The sequence below is a fragment of the Carboxylicivirga caseinilyticus genome (genome assembly GCF_050589785.1).
GTDB classification, from domain to species: domain Bacteria; phylum Bacteroidota; class Bacteroidia; order Bacteroidales; family Marinilabiliaceae; genus Carboxylicivirga; species Carboxylicivirga caseinilyticus.
Map to the genome: position 1 here is coordinate 13,184 of NZ_JBNGOX010000026.1, position 19,448 is coordinate 32,631.

Consider the following 19,448-nt stretch of genomic DNA (forward strand, 5'->3'; position numbering starts at 1 on the left):
TTTTTTGTGAGGCTTTATATACAATAAAAATGCTAAATAAACATATAAGTAACTTAATTAAGGAAGGGTTTCAATTCGAACCAACACCTTCTCAAAGCAAATTGATTGAAGGTTTAGCTGATTTTGTTGTTTCGGAAGAAAGTGAAAGTGTCTGTCTTATAAAAGGATATGCAGGAACAGGTAAAACAACTTTAATGAAAGCATTCACTGATATGCTAAATCAGTTGGAAATTCCGTTTCAGCAGATGGCTCCAACCGGAAGAGCTGCAAAAGTATTAAGTAGTTATACTGGAAAACCTGCATATACTATACACAAGCAAATTTATAGACGGGAATCATCCAATAACGATTTTAGTAATTTTCATCTAAACTATAATAAATCAAAGGATGCAATTTTTATTGTTGATGAGGCATCAATGATTTCCAATAGTAGCTTGGAATATACATCCTTTGGGTCTGGTAGGTTATTAGAGGATTTATTGAATTTTGTTTTTGGCAAAGGGAATTGTAAACTTATATTAATTGGAGATATCGCTCAGTTACCTCCTGTAGGTTTTGATGATAGTCCGGCATTAGACAAAGATAACCTGCGCAGCCTTGGATTAAATGTTCATGATTATTTTTTAAGTGAAGTAGTTCGACAGGAGGGCAATAGTGGTATTCTTCATAATGCAACTAAGCTGAGATCTAAAATGGAAGAATCTTTTTTTGATCTTGGATTCCCCGAATTGGAAACAAAAGGATTTGTTGATTTTAAAAGAATTACCGGTGAAGAACTCATTGATGAATTAAACTGGTGTCAGGAACATTACGGTTTGGATGAGACATTGGTCGTTTGTCGTTCTAATAAAAGAGCAAATCTTTTTAATAAAGGCATTCGAAACAGTATTTTATACCGGGAAGAAGAATTAACCTCTACAGATCATTTATTGATTGTAAAAAACAATTATCATTGGTTGAAAGATAGTAAAGAAGCTGATTTTATTGCAAATGGTGATATTGCAGAGGTTGTTCGAATCAACGGCTATGAGGAATTGTATGATCGACGATTTGCCAATGTAACATTAAGGTTGACTGATTATAAATATCTGGAAATTGATGCAAAAATTGTTTTGGATGTTTTACATACCGATACGGCTGGTTTTTCAAAAGATGAACAGGAAGCCTTCTTTAATACAGTAATGGAAGATTATCAGTTTGAAAGATCAAAGCAGAAGCAATATGAATTATTGAAGCAGAATCCTTATTACAATGCTCTTCAGGTAAAGTATGCTTATGCCATGACTTGTCATAAATCGCAAGGTGGACAGTGGAAGGCTGTTTTTATTGATCAGGGTTATGTGCCAGAAGAACAAATGGGGAAAGGGTATTTTCGTTGGTTATATACAGCGATTACCAGAGCTACAGAGAGGGTTTATCTGGTTAATTTTAAAGATGACTTCTTCGATGATTAAATCAAAAAAAACTCCGCTCAAGGCGGAGATTTTTTGATTATCTTTTAGAATTAAATTCCTAAGTCTTTTACCATGTTTGCAATGATTTCATCTGCTTTTTCGTTAGCAGACTGGAACTCATCTTTACTATTCATGAGTACCTGAACTTCAAAATAGAACTTAATTTTTGGCTCAGTACCTGAAGGACGAACAGATACTTTATATCCTTTTTCGGTGAAGAATTGTAATACATCAGAAGTTTCAGGTAAATCAATTGCTACATTTTTGTCCTCTAAAACATATTGCGCGTTTAATTTCGAATAATCTTTAATGATACTTACCTTGTCGCCACCTAATGATTGAGGCGGTGTAGTTCTGAAATCTTTCATTAGTTGTTTGATTTCATCTGCACCACTCTTGCCTTCACGAACAATATAAATCATTTTCTCCTTTGAGAAACCATATTCCATGTAGATGTCCTGTAAAACTTCATACAATGATTTACCATTATCTTTTGCCCATGCAGCAATTTCAGCTGTAATTGTAATGGCTGCAACAGCGTCTTTGTCACGAACATAGTCGCCAGGAAGGAATCCATAAGATTCTTCACCACCACAAATGTATTTTTTCCTACCTTCTAATTCGCGAATGACTTTTGCAATCCATTTAAAACCTGTGTAAACATCAAAGTATTCAACACCACTTTTAACCGCGATTTCTTTTAAAAGCTCAGAAGTAACGATTGTTTTAACAATAAACTCATTGCCTGTTAAACGACCTTGTTCTTTCCATTTTTTAAGAATGTACCAAGTCAAAAGGGTAGCAGTTTGATTACCATTAACCAATACAAATTCTCCTTTATCATTTCTTACCGCAATGCCCAAACGATCACTGTCAGGATCTGAAGCCATAACAAGATCAGCGTTTGTTTCGTTGGCTTTGTTAATAGCCATTTCAAGAGCAGCAGGTTCTTCAGGATTTGGTGAAACAACTGTTGGGAAATCTCCGCTAACAACATCTTGTTCCGGAACGTTAATGATATTTTCAAATCCACATAAACGTAATGCTACAGGAATCATTTTTACACCAGTTCCGTGAATCGGAGAGTAGACAATTTTAATATCCTTGTTGCGGTTGATAACTTCCTGGTCTAAAACCAAAGATTGAACTTGTTTAAGAAATTTGTTATCCATTTCTTCACCAAGAATTTCAATCAAATCTTTGTTTCCTTCGAATTTAATATCAGCAACAGAAGTAATTTTATTAACCTCGTCAATAACATTTGTATCATGAGGTGCTGTTAACTGAGCTCCATCGTTCCAGTATGCCTTATAACCGTTGTATGCTTTAGGGTTATGAGAAGCCGTGATAATAACACCACTCTGGCAACCCAACTGACGAATGGCATACGAAATTTCCGGTGTTGGACGTAGATCTTCAAATAGATATGCCTTGATTCCATTGGCACTGAAAATATCAGCAACAACTTCTGCAAATAATCGGCTGTTATTACGACAATCATGTCCGATAACAACACTTATCTGATCAAGATTTGAAAATTCAATGTTCAAGTAATTAGCCAATCCTTGAGTAGCAGCTCCAACTGTGTATCGATTCATTCGATTTGAACCCGGCCCCATGATACCTCTTAAACCACCTGTTCCGAATTCTAAATCTTTATAAAATGAATCAATAAGTGCAGTTTTATCTTCATTGTCCATCATTTTTTTGATGGCATTCTTTGTTTCTTCATCGTAAGCTCCATCCAACCAGGATTGTGCTTTTTCTACTACTGAATTTAATACGTCCTTTTGCATCTTTCTTTAATATACAGTGTGTTAGATTACTGATTAATGTTTGCTATACATTCCTTTAAACTGTCTTTCCAGTATGGAATATCTACATTATAAACTGTTTTGATCTTTGATTTATTCAAAACACTATAATGTGGTCTTGGTGCAGCTGTTGGGTAATCTTTACTTTCAATAGGTTTAACATTACAGGTAATATTAGCTATCTCGTGGATCGTTCTGGTGAAATCGAACCATGAACAAACGCCTTCATTACTATAATGGTAAATGCCACTCTGAAAAGAAATTTCAAAGGTAATGTCTTTTTCTATAATATTCAGAATGACTTTTGCTAAATCTCTGGCAAAAGTAGGGGAGCCAACCTGATCAAAAATTACATTTAGATCAGATCTTTCTTTGCCTAACGTTAACATGGTTTTTACAAAATTATTTCCAAACATTGAATACAACCATGATGTGCGCAGTATGATCGAATTAGCATTTGCATTCATCAATGCCTTTTCACCAGCTAGTTTGGTTTTACCATAAACTGAATTGGGAGATGTTACATCAATTTCAGTATACGGCTTATAGTTTGTGCCATCAAAGACATAATCAGTGGATACATGAATTACTTTTGCACCAATTTCAGAAGCGCTTTTACCAATTGTTTTTAAAGCCTGATGATTTATTTGATCGGCTAAGGCCTGATCACTCTCCGCTTTGTCAACTGCCGTGTAAGCAGTGCAATTTATAATGTAACTATAAGAATCAGACGTAATCTGGTTTGTTAAATCAGTTTGATTGGTTACGTCAAGCGATTCTATGGTTGTAAAAGTAAATTCCGCTTTATCGAAATTGGAGTGAAGTAATTTTAATTCACTACCTAATTGTCCTTCTGATCCAATTACTAATATCTTTTTCATTTTTAAACAAAGTTATGTTCTGCCTCCTTTAGAATAGGTAGAATATTATCTTTCTGAGATACGATGACTTTGTCTGTAGGTATTTTCCAGTCTATATTTAATGCAGGATCATTATATGCCAGACCTCTTTCTGCTTCACGATTGTAATAATTATCGCATTTATACATGAAAAGGGCTGTTTCACTTAAAACCGAAAATCCATGAGCAAAGCCTTGTGGTATAAAAAACTGAATTTTGTTTTCGGCTGTTAGTTCAATCGCATAATGTTGACCAAATGTTGGAGATTTTTTTCTCAGGTCAACAGCTACATCCAAAACCTTACCTTCTAACACCTGAACCAATTTAGACTGAGAAAAAGGAGCCAATTGATAATGCAATCCCCTAACAGTACCATAACATGATCTTGAAATATTATCCTGAACAAAGTGTGGAAGTACTTCATTTTCAAAATATCTGGATTCATTGTATGATTCCATGAAAAAGCCTCGGTCATCAGCAAAAATCTGAGGCTGAATAATTACCAATCCTGGTATATGTGTTTTTTTTATTTCCATTTAAAGTTGATTGAATTGCAAAAATAACAATGCTGATTTAATTGTACATCATTACGGGGAGTTTCATCATTATTTTGCTATACGAATCAGATATTTTCCGTACTCGTTTTTCTTTAATGGTTCTGCTAATTGTAATAATTGGTCTCTATTTATATATCCTTTATTAAAAGCAATTTCTTCAATGCAGGCAACTTTCAATCCTTGTCTATTTTCAATGGTAGAAATAAAATTACTTGCTTGTAATAAACTATCGTGTGTGCCTGTATCGAGCCATGCTGTTCCCCTTCCAAGTTTGCTTAATTGCAATCTCTTTTCATTTAAGTAAAGCATGTTTAAGTCTGTAATTTCTAATTCGCCACGTTTTGATGGTTTTAAACTTTTAGCCTTCTCAACAACATCATTAGGGTAGAAGTATAAACCGGTTACGGCATAGTTTGATTTGGGTATTTCTGGTTTTTCTTCAATAGAAGTTACCATTCCTGACTGATCAAATTCTGCAACTCCGTATCTCTCCGGATCTGTAACGTAATAACCAAAAACTACTGCTGCATCTTCTGTTTTTGATACTCTTGAAAGTGTTTCGCTAAAAGCATAGCTATAAAAGATGTTATCCCCCAGAACCATTGCAACGTTACTGTCCCCAATAAACTCTTCCCCAATAATAAAAGCCTGAGCTAAACCGTCAGGTGATGGTTGTTCTGCATAACTAATTTGTAAACCAAGATCAGAACCATCTCCAAAGAGATTTTTGTATAGAGGCAGGTCGTGAGGGGTGCTAATAATCAGTATTTCCTTTATGTCAGCCAGCATTAAAACTGATAGAGGGTAATAAATCATTGGTTTGTCATAAACAGGTATGATCTGTTTTGAAATACTTTTAGTTGCAGGATATAATCTTGTGCCAGAACCACCTGCCAGGATGATGCCTTTTCTTTTATTCATAGGATTTAGTTTAATATTTTATTTTCTTGTCCAACCTTGTTTAAGTAAACCATCAAAATATTCAATGGTTTTAGTTAGACCTTCTCTTAGTTGAATTTTAGGTTCCCAACCATTTAATTCCTTTTGAGCAAGTGAAATATCAGGTTGGCGTTGAGTTGGGTCATCAGCTGGTAGAGGTTCGAAAGATAGTTTAGATTTTGAGTTAGTTAATTCAAGTATCGTATTTGCCAATTCAATCATTGTGAATTCATTCGGGTTGCCAATGTTAACGGGACCAACAAATTCCTTGCCTGTAGCCATCATTCTGATCATTCCTTCTACCAAATCATCAACATATTGAAAACTGCGGGTTTGTTTACCATCACCAAAAATAGTAATGTTTTCACCTAAAAGTGCCTGTACAATAAAATTTGAAACCACACGTCCATCCTCAGGATTCATCTTAGGGCCATATGTATTAAAGATTCTGATGATCTTTATATCAACATTATTTTGTACGTGGTAATTAACAAATAAACTTTCTGCACAACGTTTACCTTCATCGTAACAAGAGCGGATTCCAATAGGATTCACATTCCCCCAATAGGATTCCGGTTGTGGGTGGATTAATGGATCACCATATACTTCGCTTGTCGAAGCTTGAAGGATACGGGCTTTAATACGTTTGGCCAGACCTAACATATTGATCGCTCCCATCACTGAAGTTTTTATTGTTTTGATCGAGTTGTATTGGTAATGCACAGGTGAAGCGGGACAAGCCAAATTGTAAATTTCATCAACTTCAATGAAATAAGGGTGAGTAACATCGTGACGAATTAATTCAAAGTAGTGATTGTCAAGCAGATGTACTATATTGTCTTTAGCGCCTGTAAAGTAATTGTCCATACAAATCACTTCATTGCCTTCACTTAATAATCTTTCACATAAGTGAGAACCAATAAATCCAGCCCCTCCTGTTATTAAAACTCTTTTTTTCATTGAAGATATTTAAATCACTACTTTTTAAAGTAGAATGAATATTAATTGCAATATTATGAAATTAAATAAAAAAAGTCTGGAAAAGATTTGTCCAGACTTCTTATTATGGGAATAGTTTTATTAACGACCTATACCATAGTAGGTAAATCCATTTTCTTTAATTTCAGCAGGGTCGTAAATATTACGGCCGTCAAAAATTACTTTTTCATTCATTAATTTTTCCATCACCTTAAAGTTTGGCATTCTGAATTCAGGCCATTCCGTGATTAATATTAATGCATCAGTATCAATTAATGCATCATATTGATCTTTACCATATTCAATGGAATCACCTAATATTTTATGAGCCTCTTCAATTGCTACAGGATCGTATGCTTTAACTTTGGCACCAGCTTCTATTAAAGCCTCAGCAATTACCACAGATGGCGCCTCGCGCATATCGTCAGTTTGTGGTTTAAAAGATAGTCCCCACATACCAAATGTTTTACCTTTGATATCACCAAAATGGCTCATGATCTTTTTTACAATCACCTTCTTTTGATCATTGTTTACATCTTCAACAGATTCTAACAATCTTAATCGGTAATTATATTGTTGTGCTGTTTTAATTATTGCTTTCACATCTTTAGGAAAACAAGAACCTCCATATCCAGCACCTGCATAAATGAATTTATTACCAATTCTTGAATCAGATCCGATGCCACGACGAACATTTGAAACATCAGCACCAACTATTTCACATAGGTTGGCAATGTCATTCATGAAACTGATTTTTGTTGCAAGCATTGCATTAGCTGCATATTTTGTCATTTCTGCTGATGGGATATCCATGAAAAGAATCGGATGGCCATTTAACACAAATGGTTTGTACAACCGTTGCATTATTTTTTCTGCTTTTTCAGATTCTATTCCCACAACAATTCTATCCGGTTTAAGAAAGTCTTCAATGGCATTTCCTTCTTTTAAGAATTCAGGATTAGATGCAACATCAAAGTCAATTTGTACACCTCTTTTTTCTAATTCATCCTGTATCGCAGCTTTAACTTTTTTAGCAGTCCCAATCGGCACAGTACTTTTGGTAACCACTACTATATGATTATTAATATGTTTTCCTATCTCGCGGGCTACAGATAATACGTGACTTAGATCTGCGCTACCATCTTCTTCTGGAGGGGTGCCAACAGCAATAAAAACTGCTTCTGCACCTTCAATACTGTCTTTTAAACTTGTTGTGAAATGCAGTCTGTCTTTTTCTACATTTGAAAGAACCATTCTGTCTAAGCCTGGTTCATAGATAGGTATTATACCTTTTTTAAGTTTTTCAATTTTGTCCTTATTTATATCAACGCAAGTTACATAAATACCTGTGTCAGAGAAGCATGTTCCTGTAACTAGTCCAACATAACCAGTCCCTATAATTGAAATTTTCATAATTCTTATTTATTCTGTTTAGAAATAAAGTTGATTGAGTATTGATCTTTCAATCTTCAAAAATAGAAAATATTATATGAATTGAACAGTCTAATATTGTGGATTCATATTTGATGATGTAAAAGTGGTAGATAATCAGATGTCTGAGTAATGAGTGATGGTTGAGAAAATATTTGGATGAAACTTAATATATGTGGTTTTTAATAATATAAACATCTTGACAAAAATTTATTCTCCAATTATTTTTAATACTTAGCTTAAATTATTGGCTTAGAAAGTTTTTTAACTCAGAAAAAGTTAATAATTTTGCACGGATTTTTACAATATAATGTCTAACTACTAGTTATTTAACGATTTAGAGAAATGGCAGAAGAAAAAGAAAATGTTCAGGAGCCTGTAGAAAATACTCCTGAAGTAAACGAAACTCCTGTTGCTAACGAGCCAGTTGCAACTGTTCCAGCTGATGATTTTGACTGGGATAGCTATGAAGCAGGTGATGTATTAGGCGCTGGTGCATCAAAAGAAGAATTGGCTAAAATGTATGACGAAACTTTATCAACTATTTCTGAAAAAGAAGTAATTGAAGGAGAAGTTATCGCATTAACAAAACGTGAAGTTGTTATTAATATCGGATTCAAATCTGATGGTATCGTTAGCCGTAACGAATTTCGTTACAATCCGGAATTAAAAGTTGGCGATAAAGTAGAAGTTTACGTTGAAAGTCAAGAGGACAAAAAAGGACAATTAGTTCTTTCTCACAAAAAAGCAAGAGCATTACGTTCTTGGGATCGCGTAAACGAAGCTTTGGATAACGATGAAGTTATCAAGGGTTACATCAAGTGTCGTACTAAAGGTGGTATGATTGTGGATGTATTTGGTATTGAGGCTTTCTTGCCAGGTTCACAAATTGATGTTAAGCCTATTCGCGATTACGATATGTATGTAGGTAAAACTATGGAATTCAAAGTGGTGAAAATCAACCCAGAATTCAAAAACGTAGTTGTATCTCATAAAGCACTTATTGAAGCTGAACTTGAGCAGCAGAAAAAAGACATTATTTCTAAGCTTGAAAAAGGTCAGGTTCTTGAAGGAACCGTTAAAAACATCACTTCTTATGGTGTATTTATCGACCTTGGTGGCGTAGATGGTTTGATTCACATTACTGACCTTTCTTGGGGCCGTGTGACTCATCCGGAAGAAATTGTTCAATTAGATCAGAAATTGAACGTTGTAATTCTTGATTTCGATGATGAAAAGAAAAGAATTGCATTAGGTTTGAAACAATTGACTTCTCATCCTTGGGATTCATTGGATTCAGAGCTTAAAGTTGGTGATGTAGTGAAAGGTAAAGTGGTTGTTATGGCTGACTATGGTGCATTTGTAGAAATTGCTCCAGGTGTAGAAGGTTTGATCCACGTTTCTGAAATGTCATGGTCACAACACTTACGTAGCGCTCAGGATTTCTTGAAAGTGGGCGACGATGTAGAGGCAATGGTATTGACTTTAGATCGCGACGAGCGTAAGATGTCTCTTGGTATTAAGCAATTAAAAGCTGATCCATGGGAGAAAATCGAAGATGTATATGCTGTTGGAACTAAACACAAAGCATATGTACGTAACTTCACTAACTTCGGTGTGTTTGTAGAAATTGAAGAAGGAATTGACGGATTGATCCACATTTCTGATTTATCTTGGACGAAGAAAATTAAGCACCCAGCAGAATTTACTGCAATTGGTGACGAAATTGATGTAGTAGTTCTTGAAATCGACAAAGAAAACCGTCGTTTGAGTTTAGGTCACAAACAACTTGAAGAAAATCCATGGGATGTATTCGAAACTATCTTCACTGTTGATTCAGTTCATGAAGGTACTATTGTTGATATTTTCGACAAAGGTGCTGTAATTGCATTGCAATACGGTGTTGAAGGATTTGCTACTCCACGTCACCTTGTAAAAGAAGACGGAGCTCAGGCTAAAGTGGAAGAAAAACTTGATTTTAAAGTGATTGAGTTCAATAAGGCTGCTAAGCGTATCATACTATCGCATTCACGTATTTTCGAAGATGTACAGAAAGATGAAGAAGTAGCTGCTAAGAAAGCTCAAACTAAAGCCACTAAAAAAGGTGTGAAGAAGTTGAATGATAACTTAGAAAAAACTACTTTAGGAGATATTTCTGAATTAGCTGCCTTGAAAGATCAATTGGAAGCTGATGAGAAATCATCTAAAGAATAGTTATTACTAAGTTAAAACGATAAGAATGGACTTTAAAATTGATAAATTAGACGGATTTACATTGGTTCAGGTTTTGAAAGAAAAGTTGGATACGCATATTGCACCAACGCTGAAATCAGAGTTAGTGTTACTTTCGGGTAATGGTGAGAAAAATATTCTGCTTGATCTTGGAAAGTGTAATTATTGCGATTCGTCTGGTTTAAGTGCCATTCTTGTTGCTAACAGACTTTGTAAAAATGCCGATGGGGTATTTGTATTAGCAGGATTACAGCCTGCGGTTGAGAGATTAATCTCGGTTTCGCAGTTGGATTCTGTTTTAAACATAGCCCCGTCATTAAATGACGGAACTGAAATGATACGTAAAGCGATTGATTCGAACTAATTCGATGAGTAGCTTTTCAGTAACCATTTTAGGAAGTAATTCAGCATTACCAACATCGGATAGATATCCTACCGCTCAGATACTACGTGTATCTGAGCGTTTTTTTTTGATTGATTGCGGTGAAGGAACACAGATGCAGTTGAGGAAGAATAAGATTAATTTTTCCAAAATTCATCATATTTTTCTTTCTCATCTACATGGCGATCATGTTTTTGGTTTAATGGGTTTAATATCAACTTTTGGATTATTGGGTAGGAATAAAAAACTTACTATTCATGCACATCCAGATTTGAAAACATTATTAAAACCACATTTGGATTATTTTTGTGAAGATCTTCCGTTTGCCATTGAATTCAATGATCTAACATACGATTCATCTAAAGTTATTTATGAGGATAAAAAGGTGACTGTTGAGTCATTTCCTTTGTCTCATCGCATACCTACTTGTGGTTTTCTTTTTAAAGAGAAAGAAAAGGAACCAAACATTCGTAAGGAAGCCATATTCAAATTCAATTTAGGTATTGCCGATATTGTATCAATAAAGAATGGGAATCCATATTTTGATGAGGATGGGAGAGAGGTTAATCAGAAAGAGTTAATTATTCCTGCGCCTAAAGCACGTTCATATGCTTTTTGTTCAGATACAAAATATTTCAGAAAAATCATTCCTGTAATTCAAGGCGTCGATCTTTTGTATCATGAAGCTACCTTTTTGCATGAATTAAAAAGTCTTGCAAAATCGTCTAGTCATACAACTGCACATCAGGCTGCCACAATAGCAAAGGATGCTGCTGTTGGTAAGTTACTAATTGGACATTTCTCCAGTAGATATTTCGATCTTACACCTCTTAAGGAAGAAGCCTCTGCAGTATTTGAGAATGTTGAGTTAGCCCTGGATAATAATGAGTATTTTATCGATTAGATAAGCGTTTAACTTTCTTTTGTAAAGGAAGCGTCGGCTAAATCAACTACCAGGGTATAACCAATATTACTGATTCTTAGATATAGCTTTTTAGCACCTTGTACTTCCAATACTTCGCCAGTTATACCTTTTAGTGGCCCTGATGTAACAGTTATTGTCTGACCTTTTTTAAGTTGGTCTGTTTCGACATCAAAATCCAATTGATTCTCTATGGTGCGTCTCATGGCTTCAATATCAGAATCAGGAATAGTACAGGCATGTCCTTTATAGGATACATAAGCAACCACACCATTTGCTTCAAATACTTTACGGTAATCTTCTTTGAGGATGTTTACGAAGATGTATGAACTGATTACTGGCATTTCAACCCATTTCTTGCGATCGCTCCATTGACGAAGGATTTTTTTCATGGGAAGATATGCTTTAATACCCATATTGGTTAATTGTTCCAATACCTTCTTCTCAGCTCTTGACTTGGTATAAAGGGCATACCAGGTGTATTTCTTCTTATCGTCCAAAATAGTTCGTGTATGTTTGTCGCGAAGGTAATAAATTTGCCTTTTTTGACATGATAAAACAAAAAAAAGAGCACTTGTTCAATGCTCTTTTTTGTTAGTTTATTATACTCGATTAACTTCTTAATTTGTCGGCCATGGCTACACCTAATTGCCAGCAGGCTTCGTATTTGTCTTCTTTAAGCGAGTGTTTCTCTTCAACAGGTTCAGCAACAGCTTCCCATTTTAGTGACTCCGCTGCTTCATTTAGTTTCTTAACTGAAGCCCCGGCCCATGTGTAAGAACCAAGTATTCCATAGTAGTGATTAGTTACGCCCATATGTTGAAGTTTTGAAACCAACGCTTCCATGTTAGGATGTAATTCATTGCTATACGTTGGACTTCCCAAAATAATTCCTTTGAATTTGAAGATGTCTGAAATTATGTAGGATGGATGTGTTTTACTTACATCATAAACTCTTACATTTTTAATCCCTGATTCAGCCAGTGCTCTCGCAGCTACTTCAGCCATCTCTTCGGTATTACCATACATCGATGCATAAGCAACAACAACGCCTTCTTCACCTTCATATTGACTCCATTGATTGTACCAATTAATCATTTGAGTAATGTTTTCGCGGTATATTGGTCCATGAGAAGGGGCAATCATTTTCATTTCTAAGCTACCTAATTTTTGAAGTGCTTTTTGAACAGGATTTCCATATTTACCCACAATATTGGAGTAATAGCGTCGCATTTCATCTTTGAAATATTCAAAATCCAATTCATCATCAAAAATGCCACCATCTAATGTTCCAAAGCTTCCAAAAGCATCAGAAGAAAATAGTATCTGGTTGGTTTCTTCAAAACATACCATTGATTCAGGCCAGTGAACCATTGGGACCGTATAAAATGTTAATTTGTTCTTGCCTAATTCAAGAGTGTCTCCTTCTTTAATTTCTTTAAAGTTAGAGCTTATGCCATAATACCCTTCTATCATGGGAAGTGTTTTTTTGTTCCCAACAATTTCCATATCAGGATATAATTCTGTAAGAATGCGAATTGCCCCTGAGTGGTCGGGTTCCATATGATTAACGATGAGGTAGTCAATAGGACGATCATTGATAACAGCGCGTACTTTGGCAATCCATTTTTCAAAATGACCGGCTTCAACAGTGTCTATTACAGCTACTTTTTCATCGGCAATAAGGTATGAGTTATATGAGACTCCACGATCTAAGGGCCACATGTTTTCAAACAATGCTGTTCGGCGGTCGTTTACTCCAACGTAGAAAATTTGTTCAGATAGATTTACTGGTCTATACATCTTGAATCTGGTTTTATCTTTAATTGTTACTAATTCGGTATTTGAATGCGCAAAAATAAAAAAAAGATAGTGGTTAAAATAAAAAAAGCTCCTGAAAAGGAGCTTTTAAGTCTTATTTAAATTTTACATTTTTCTAATTAATAACCATACATCACTATATTTTTCATAGTTAGCACGTATACTTCCAATCTTTGTGCGGGCTGGATTTTCATCGTTATAAGCTGCAACTGAAACACGGTATAATCCATTTTCATTTTCAAGTATAACGGGCGTAAAACCTTCGTTGATTAATTGTTGTTTGTAGTTTTTTGCATTATCAAGTACTTTAAAAGAACCAATGATGACATAGTATTTAAATACTTCGTCTTCGTTGGCATCAACGGTTTTTACTTTCTCCTCTTTAACAACAATTTCTTTTTCAGGTTTTGGTTGTTCCTTAACCTTTGGCTTCGTTTCTTCTGTAACATACGGACTGTCACTATCATCGAAGCTAGAAGAGCCTTTTTTTAAGGATGCACAAGAAGCCAAAATGGATATTGAAATAAGTAAGGTGAAGATGGTTGATAATTTCATATACTATTGTTTTATCAGGTTACTGTATTATTCTAAAATGATTTTCAGTTTACGAAAATAATTCAATTTTCTATTAAAGTTACGTTAGGCGTTAAAATAAAAACTATCGATAGATCTTTCTTTTATTAAGGGCTTTCTGAAATTTGGCAGCATTCTGATTATGCTGTTTTAATGTTTTTGCAAAGTTGTGGTATCCCGAGAAGTCTTCTTTTGCACACATGTATAGGTAATCATGTTTTGTGTGATTTAGTACAGCATTAATTCCCGAAATTGAAGGAATTCTTATTGGTCCAGGAGGAAGACCACCATATTTGTAGGTATTATAGGGTGAGTTTATTTCCAAATCTTTTGTAAGAATTCTTTGGATACTAAAGTCGCCTAATGCATATTTAACCGTGGGGTCAGCTTGAAGACGTATGTTCTTTTTTAGTCGATTGAGATATAAACCGGCAACCATTGGTTTTTCATCAGGTTTGATAGTTTCTTCATCTACTATGGCAGCCAAAATACTAACTTGTTTTGGAGTTAGGCTTAATGCCTTTGCTTTTGCTGTTTTTTCATCATCCCAAAACTTTTGATATTCAGCGTTCATTCTTTTAATAAACTTTTCTGCTGTTGTATTCCACCACAATTCATATGTATTCGGTAAAAACAAGGAGAGAATGGTTTCAGAATTGACTCCTAATTCACTCAGTAGTACCGGATCATTTAAACTCTCAAGTAAACTAATACTATCTGCTTCGATATAATGACTAATTGTGCCTGCTAGCTCTTGTTTGGTTCGGATGTTATTAAAAGTAACTTTGACTGGAGTCTGTTTACCTGAACGAAGAAGATTAATTAAGGTGTTGTTCGACATTCCTTCTTTTATCTGGTATCGACCAGGTTTTACTGTATTGAACTTCTTAATGGTGGCGACCCATTCAAATGATTTTTTGTTTAAGAGCAATTCATTCTCGTCAAGAATTGTTTGCAGATCTTCAAATGTAGAGTGTGTTGGTATATATAGAAATTCTGCTTGCTTATCAGATAAATTAATGTTGTCGGAAAATATCCATTTGTAATACTTCAATCCCATTAAACCAACAATTGCAAATACACCAAGTATAATAGTAAGCCCAATTAAAAGCTTACCTGTTTTCTTCTTTTTATTACGCTGTTTTATTGTCATTTAATAATTTTGTTTGGATGATAAAATTAATCATTCCGACCTCTTTAATCAACGGTAATTTTTCGTGATTATTTTCTAAATGATGTTAACTTCTGGTTCCAAAGTAATTCCAAAACGGTTATTTATGTCAGTGATAATGTTGTTAGCCAGATTGATAATGTCCTGTGCCTTAGCCTTATTTTGGTTGATTAAAACCAATGCTTGTTTTTCATGTACAGCTGCTCCGCCAAATGATTTACCTTTCCAACCACTTGTTTCAATTAACCATCCGGCAGGTATTTTTATTAAGTCTTCTGACAAAATATAGTTCGGAATTTGTGGAAAGTCTTTTTGTAAAGAATCGAACTGACTTTTTGTAACAACAGGATTTTTAAAGAAAGAACCTGCATTTCCTATTTCGGAAGGTTCAGGTAATTTACTTTTTCTAATTTCTATTATTGTCTCCCTTAATGTTTTTAAATCTCTTTCGTCCTTTTTAAATAATTCATCTTTTACCGGACCATAGGAGAGGTTTAATTCACCTGCTTTATCAAGTTTATAAACCACAGATGTGATTATAACTTTATTTTTTAGTTCATTTTTAAAAATGCTGTAACGATAATCAAACATACATTCATCATTGTCCATTGTAAATGGCGTTGCATCCTCAATATAAATTCCGTTTACTTCTTCAATGCAATCTTTTACTTCAACACCATATGCGCCAATATTTTGAACAGGTGATGCGCCAACATTACCGGGTATATACGAAAGATTTTCGAGTCCATAGAAGTTGTGGTTGACACAAAAAGCTACTAAATCATCCCAATTCTCTCCAGCACCGGCTTCAATCCAAATGTGTTTTGGATCTTCTTTAATTACTTTAATGCCTTTTATTGTTGGATGGATAATAATTCCATCAAAATCCTTTGAAAATAAAAGATTACTTCCACCACCCAGAATAAGATAAGATGTTGGGTTTTTATGCAAATAAGTTATGATTTCAAGTAAACTTTCATGATCAGGGCAAATGGCCAGTTGATTGGCTTTTACTTCAAGGCCAAATGTATTATAGGGTTTTAGATTAGCGTTTTTTTCTATCGAAAGCATATTGTGTGTTTTGAAATGCAAATATAGTTGATTCCTATTCTCATGAAAATTATGAACTTTTTTCAGGTTCAATAATTATTACAAATATGTACTTTTGCCTCAAATAGTTTAAATATGTCATCAACTAAAGCCTGGATAACAGCTTTTCGTTTACGTACCTTGCCACTCGCTTTTTCATCAATCTTGATGGGGAGTTTTATCGCAGCCTATTATGGTAAATTTCAATGGAGTATTTTATTGCTTGCATTGTTAACAACCTTGTTTCTGCAGATACTGTCAAACTTGGCAAATGATTATGGTGATAGCGTTAATGGAGCTGATCATGATGGAAGACAAGGTCCTCAAAGAATGGTTCAAAGTGGGGCTATATCATTGAATCAAATGAAAATTGCCATCATTATTTTTACACTTTTGTCTCTAGGTTCAGGTATTGGTTTAATTTATGCTTCTTTTGGAGGTTTAATTCAAATTCGATTCTTACTTTTTTTGCTTATTGGATTGGGTGCTATTGCGGCTGCTTTAAAATATACTATGGGTTCGAATCCATATGGATACAAGGGTTTAGGTGATGTTTTTGTACTAATATTTTTTGGATTGGCCGGAGTTGGAGGTACCTACTTTTTGCATGCCAATGATTGGGATTGGAGAGTTTTATTACCAGCACTGAGTGTTGGTTTTTTGAGTTCAGGTGTTCTGAATGTGAATAATATGCGTGATATTGAAAGTGATCGTACGGCAGGCAAGAAAACGATAGTTGTGAAAATGGGCTTGAAAGCAGCGAAGGTTTATCATTATGTATTAATTTCATTCTCATTTATCTTTTTATTGATTTTTGTTTTAATCAATGATTTTAGGTTGATTCATCTACTTTTTATAGCCAGTATGCCATTATTTCTTAGTCATATCTTATCCATTAAAAAGGCATGGGTGGCCGATGATTTTGATCCTCAGCTTAAGAAGCTAGCTATATCAACATTAATTTTTGTGCTGTTTATGGGAGCAGGATTAAACATGTTCTAGTATGTTGGAAGCTGATTTTAAAAAGCATATTCTCAAGTTTAATTTTCCTGGTGGGACATCGCGAGGGGTGCTTTATGAAAAGCCAAGCTGGTATCTCAGATTGCGGGATGATAATGGAAAAACCGGGATAGGAGAAATTTCAGTTATACCCGGATTGAGTCCTGATGAAGAAAGTCATTTAGATGAAATGTTGCCGGAGCTATGCAGTAATATAAATACAATAATTCCTGAATTTCATACGAAATATAAGAGTTTACCAGCATTGCGTTTTGGAATAGAAATGGCATTGCAAAGCTTACAGGCTAAATCAACATTTGAATTATTTGAATCGAGCTTTACAATTTGCAGTGATTCAATAAAAATCAATGGTTTAATATGGATGGGTGATATCCCGAATATGAATCGTCAGATTGAATCTAAACTGGAACAAGGTTTTTCTTGTCTAAAAATGAAAATCGGAGCCTTGAATTTTGAAGATGAGTTAAAGGTGCTTCAAGGAATCAGACAAAGGTTTTCAAAAGATGTGCTTGAAATAAGGGTTGATGCAAATGGATCCTTTCAGATGGAAGATACAATGAATAAGCTCGATCAATTGGCAGCATTGCATTTGCATTCAATAGAACAACCAATTAAGGCAGGGCAATGGGAGAAGATGTCAGAGATATGCAGTAAAACGCCATTACCTATTGCATTGGATGAAGAATTGATTGGAGTTCATGATTCTGAAGAACGAAATAAGATGCTTTCCTTAATTAAACCTCAATACATCATTTTAAAGCCAAGTTTGACAGGCGGTTTTGCATCTTCAACTGAATGGATAAAATTGGCAGAAGAAAGAAGAGTCGGTTGGTGGGTAACGTCAGCCTTGGAAGGCAATATAGGTTTAAATGCAATTGCTCAATGGGTATACACATTAAATAATAAAATGCCACAGGGTTTGGGCACTGGTCAAGTTTTTGGCAATAATATTGAATCACCATTGTATTTAAAAGGTGACAATTTGAATTATAATCCAACGAAGTCATGGGTTAATCCGTTTGATGAATAATGAAAGAAGAATTACTTCATAAAAAGTATTTGACACTTAATTTCAATCATCAATTATATGAAGATGAAGAAGGATTGAGTAAACTTATTTATCTGTTGAAGAAAGAAGCCGATAGAAACGATTGGAAATTGGCTTTAAGTAGCTTTTTGGAAGAGTGGATGAATGAATCTGTACATATTGAATTGTTCACATCAGGTAGTACTGGAAGTCCTAAGAAGATTATTATGTCAAAGGCTTCCATGATTTATTCAGCGCAACGAACATTGGAATTCTTTCATTTGAAGGAAGGGGATAAGGCATTGTTGTGTTTATCGGTTAATTATATCGCCGGTAAAATGATGGTGGTACGTGCTCTGATTGGAGGGCTTCATCTGATCACAAGTGGAGTGCAATCAAATCCGTTTGTTGATCTGGAGGAAGAAATTGATTTTGCTGCTTTTGTTCCAACTCAGGCACTATGTGCATTTGAGCGATCGAAAGAGAAGTTTCAATTGGTAAAGACAATGATTCTTGGTGGTGCAAAAGTTGATAAGAATCTTGCTGATAAGATGTGTCAGGTATCATCAAAAGTATGGGAAACCTATGGAATGACTGAAACAGTATCGCACATTGCCTTAAAGCGAGTTAAAAATGACGTGAATGAGCCTTTTACTGTTTTAAATAACATCCAAATATCTACAGATAATAGGTCATGCCTGGTTATTGAGCCTTCTGATATTAATCCTGAATTGATAGTTACAAATGATATTGTGGAACTAATCGGAGCAAATCAATTTATCTTGAGAGGACGTTTCGATAATGTAATCAATTCGGGAGGAATTAAAATCTTTCCTGAAGAGCTGGAGGCTAAGTTATCTGTTTTTATCAATATTAATTTTGTAATAATCGGATTACCTGACGAAAAATGGGGAGAGTCTGTTGTATTAGTGTTAGAATCGAAAGAAAGCATAGCGATTGAGAATTCTATGCTTGATTCTATAAATAGTTACGAAAAGCCAAAGAGAATTTATTGTTTGGATACTTTTCCAAGAACCGAGAGTGGGAAAGTCAAAAGAGGAGAGATAAAAGAAAAAATAGTTAACAACATTAATTCAAATATAGCATAAGGCAATAATGTTATATTTGTATGAATGGAT

Annotated in this window: 18 protein-coding genes; 7 read left to right on the top strand and 11 right to left on the bottom strand. The window is 34.6% G+C overall.

Annotated elements, in window-relative coordinates; translation table 11 throughout:
* The first annotated feature begins 29 nt into the window (after positions 1 to 29).
* On the top strand, positions 30 to 1,454 hold the full coding sequence (locus tag ACRD62_RS13605; RefSeq protein ID WP_430820654.1) for an ATP-dependent DNA helicase: 1,425 nt from the start codon (positions 30 to 32) through the stop codon (positions 1,452 to 1,454).
* A gap of 50 nt (positions 1,455 to 1,504) precedes the next feature.
* Here ACRD62_RS13605 and ACRD62_RS13610 read toward each other — a convergent pair whose 3' ends face one another.
* The 6 genes from ACRD62_RS13610 to ACRD62_RS13635 form a co-directional block, all read right to left on the bottom strand.
* Positions 1,505 to 3,250, bottom strand: coding sequence for a phospho-sugar mutase (locus ACRD62_RS13610; protein WP_430820655.1), 1,746 nt, complete (start codon positions 3,248 to 3,250; stop codon positions 1,505 to 1,507).
* Positions 3,251 to 3,276: 26 nt separating this feature from the next.
* Positions 3,277 to 4,149, bottom strand: a complete 873-nt coding sequence (gene rfbD / locus ACRD62_RS13615) for a dTDP-4-dehydrorhamnose reductase (RefSeq protein WP_430820656.1) — start codon at positions 4,147 to 4,149, stop codon at positions 3,277 to 3,279.
* A 2-nt stretch (positions 4,150 to 4,151) separates the two neighbouring features.
* Positions 4,152 to 4,703: a dTDP-4-dehydrorhamnose 3,5-epimerase gene (rfbC, locus tag ACRD62_RS13620; RefSeq protein WP_430820657.1), complete on the bottom strand. Its 552-nt coding sequence runs from the start codon at positions 4,701 to 4,703 to the stop codon at positions 4,152 to 4,154.
* Between the two features lie 69 nt (positions 4,704 to 4,772).
* Positions 4,773 to 5,645 carry a glucose-1-phosphate thymidylyltransferase RfbA gene (gene rfbA / locus ACRD62_RS13625; protein WP_430820658.1) on the bottom strand — a complete coding sequence of 291 codons (873 nt, stop codon included), beginning with the start codon at positions 5,643 to 5,645 and terminating at the stop codon, positions 4,773 to 4,775.
* 18 nt (positions 5,646 to 5,663) lie between these two features.
* Positions 5,664 to 6,623: a UDP-glucuronic acid decarboxylase family protein gene (locus ACRD62_RS13630; protein ID WP_430820659.1), complete on the bottom strand. Its 960-nt coding sequence runs from the start codon at positions 6,621 to 6,623 to the stop codon at positions 5,664 to 5,666.
* A 120-nt stretch (positions 6,624 to 6,743) separates the two neighbouring features.
* Positions 6,744 to 8,054 (bottom strand): UDP-glucose dehydrogenase family protein, encoded by a 1,311-nt coding sequence (locus tag ACRD62_RS13635; RefSeq protein ID WP_430820660.1) that lies wholly within the window; start codon positions 8,052 to 8,054, stop codon positions 6,744 to 6,746.
* Positions 8,055 to 8,417: 363 nt separating this feature from the next.
* Here ACRD62_RS13635 and rpsA point away from each other — a divergent pair, with 363 nt between their 5' ends.
* The 3 genes from rpsA to ACRD62_RS13650 are packed head-to-tail and all read left to right on the top strand — an operon-like array spanning position 8,418 to position 11,590.
* Positions 8,418 to 10,286: a 30S ribosomal protein S1 gene (gene rpsA / locus ACRD62_RS13640; protein WP_430820661.1), complete on the top strand. Its 1,869-nt coding sequence runs from the start codon at positions 8,418 to 8,420 to the stop codon at positions 10,284 to 10,286.
* 25 nt (positions 10,287 to 10,311) lie between these two features.
* Positions 10,312 to 10,668, top strand: coding sequence for an STAS domain-containing protein (locus tag ACRD62_RS13645; protein ID WP_321410793.1), 357 nt, complete (start codon positions 10,312 to 10,314; stop codon positions 10,666 to 10,668).
* 4 nt (positions 10,669 to 10,672) lie between these two features.
* Positions 10,673 to 11,590 (top strand): ribonuclease Z, encoded by a 918-nt coding sequence (locus ACRD62_RS13650; RefSeq protein ID WP_430820662.1) that lies wholly within the window; start codon positions 10,673 to 10,675, stop codon positions 11,588 to 11,590.
* Positions 11,591 to 11,598: 8 nt separating this feature from the next.
* Here ACRD62_RS13650 and ACRD62_RS13655 read toward each other — a convergent pair whose 3' ends face one another.
* The 5 genes from ACRD62_RS13655 to murB form a co-directional block, all read right to left on the bottom strand.
* Complete coding sequence (locus ACRD62_RS13655) at positions 11,599 to 12,108, bottom strand: UpxY family transcription antiterminator (RefSeq protein WP_430820663.1); 510 nt, start codon at positions 12,106 to 12,108, stop codon at positions 11,599 to 11,601.
* A 112-nt stretch (positions 12,109 to 12,220) separates the two neighbouring features.
* On the bottom strand, positions 12,221 to 13,411 hold the full coding sequence (locus ACRD62_RS13660) for an FprA family A-type flavoprotein (protein ID WP_430820664.1): 1,191 nt from the start codon (positions 13,409 to 13,411) through the stop codon (positions 12,221 to 12,223).
* Between the two features lie 123 nt (positions 13,412 to 13,534).
* Positions 13,535 to 13,984, bottom strand: a complete 450-nt coding sequence (locus ACRD62_RS13665) for an SPOR domain-containing protein (protein WP_430820665.1) — start codon at positions 13,982 to 13,984, stop codon at positions 13,535 to 13,537.
* Positions 13,985 to 14,087: 103 nt separating this feature from the next.
* Complete coding sequence (mltG, locus tag ACRD62_RS13670) at positions 14,088 to 15,155, bottom strand: endolytic transglycosylase MltG (RefSeq protein WP_430820666.1); 1,068 nt, start codon at positions 15,153 to 15,155, stop codon at positions 14,088 to 14,090.
* 75 nt (positions 15,156 to 15,230) lie between these two features.
* Complete coding sequence (murB, locus tag ACRD62_RS13675) at positions 15,231 to 16,244, bottom strand: UDP-N-acetylmuramate dehydrogenase (protein WP_430820667.1); 1,014 nt, start codon at positions 16,242 to 16,244, stop codon at positions 15,231 to 15,233.
* 114 nt (positions 16,245 to 16,358) lie between these two features.
* Between murB and ACRD62_RS13680 the strand changes: the two genes are divergently transcribed.
* Genes ACRD62_RS13680 through ACRD62_RS13690 form a run of 3 tightly spaced genes read left to right on the top strand, consistent with a single transcriptional unit; the run spans position 16,359 to position 19,418 of the window.
* Positions 16,359 to 17,264 (top strand): 1,4-dihydroxy-2-naphthoate polyprenyltransferase, encoded by a 906-nt coding sequence (locus ACRD62_RS13680; protein ID WP_430820668.1) that lies wholly within the window; start codon positions 16,359 to 16,361, stop codon positions 17,262 to 17,264.
* Position 17,265: 1 nt separating this feature from the next.
* Complete coding sequence (locus tag ACRD62_RS13685; protein ID WP_430820669.1) at positions 17,266 to 18,312, top strand: o-succinylbenzoate synthase; 1,047 nt, start codon at positions 17,266 to 17,268, stop codon at positions 18,310 to 18,312.
* Positions 18,312 to 19,418 carry an AMP-binding protein gene (locus ACRD62_RS13690; RefSeq protein ID WP_430820670.1) on the top strand — a complete coding sequence of 369 codons (1,107 nt, stop codon included), beginning with the start codon at positions 18,312 to 18,314 and terminating at the stop codon, positions 19,416 to 19,418. The genes ACRD62_RS13685 and ACRD62_RS13690 overlap by 1 nt, the downstream gene beginning before the upstream one ends.
* The last annotated feature ends 30 nt before the right edge of the window (positions 19,419 to 19,448 follow it).

Excerpts from the sequence above, each read along its gene's own strand:
- ACRD62_RS13605 (WP_430820654.1), top strand. The coding sequence starts at position 30 with ATGCTAAATAAACATATAAGTAACTTAATTAAGGAAGGGTTTCAATTC.
- ACRD62_RS13665 (WP_430820665.1), bottom strand. The coding sequence starts at position 13,984 with ATGAAATTATCAACCATCTTCACCTTACTTATTTCAATATCCATTTTG.
- murB (WP_430820667.1), bottom strand. The coding sequence starts at position 16,244 with ATGCTTTCGATAGAAAAAAACGCTAATCTAAAACCCTATAATACATTT.
- mltG (WP_430820666.1), bottom strand. The coding sequence starts at position 15,155 with ATGACAATAAAACAGCGTAATAAAAAGAAGAAAACAGGTAAGCTTTTA.
- ACRD62_RS13610 (WP_430820655.1), bottom strand. The coding sequence starts at position 3,250 with ATGCAAAAGGACGTATTAAATTCAGTAGTAGAAAAAGCACAATCCTGG.
- rfbC (WP_430820657.1), bottom strand. The coding sequence starts at position 4,703 with ATGGAAATAAAAAAAACACATATACCAGGATTGGTAATTATTCAGCCT.
- ACRD62_RS13685 (WP_430820669.1), top strand. The coding sequence starts at position 17,266 with ATGTTGGAAGCTGATTTTAAAAAGCATATTCTCAAGTTTAATTTTCCT.
- ACRD62_RS13630 (WP_430820659.1), bottom strand. The coding sequence starts at position 6,623 with ATGAAAAAAAGAGTTTTAATAACAGGAGGGGCTGGATTTATTGGTTCT.
- ACRD62_RS13645 (WP_321410793.1), top strand. The coding sequence starts at position 10,312 with ATGGACTTTAAAATTGATAAATTAGACGGATTTACATTGGTTCAGGTT.
- ACRD62_RS13635 (WP_430820660.1), bottom strand. The coding sequence starts at position 8,054 with ATGAAAATTTCAATTATAGGGACTGGTTATGTTGGACTAGTTACAGGA.
- rfbA (WP_430820658.1), bottom strand. The coding sequence starts at position 5,645 with ATGAATAAAAGAAAAGGCATCATCCTGGCAGGTGGTTCTGGCACAAGA.
- ACRD62_RS13680 (WP_430820668.1), top strand. The coding sequence starts at position 16,359 with ATGTCATCAACTAAAGCCTGGATAACAGCTTTTCGTTTACGTACCTTG.
- rfbD (WP_430820656.1), bottom strand. The coding sequence starts at position 4,149 with ATGAAAAAGATATTAGTAATTGGATCAGAAGGACAATTAGGTAGTGAA.
- ACRD62_RS13690 (WP_430820670.1), top strand. The coding sequence starts at position 18,312 with ATGAAAGAAGAATTACTTCATAAAAAGTATTTGACACTTAATTTCAAT.
- ACRD62_RS13660 (WP_430820664.1), bottom strand. The coding sequence starts at position 13,411 with ATGTATAGACCAGTAAATCTATCTGAACAAATTTTCTACGTTGGAGTA.
- rpsA (WP_430820661.1), top strand. The coding sequence starts at position 8,418 with ATGGCAGAAGAAAAAGAAAATGTTCAGGAGCCTGTAGAAAATACTCCT.
- ACRD62_RS13650 (WP_430820662.1), top strand. The coding sequence starts at position 10,673 with ATGAGTAGCTTTTCAGTAACCATTTTAGGAAGTAATTCAGCATTACCA.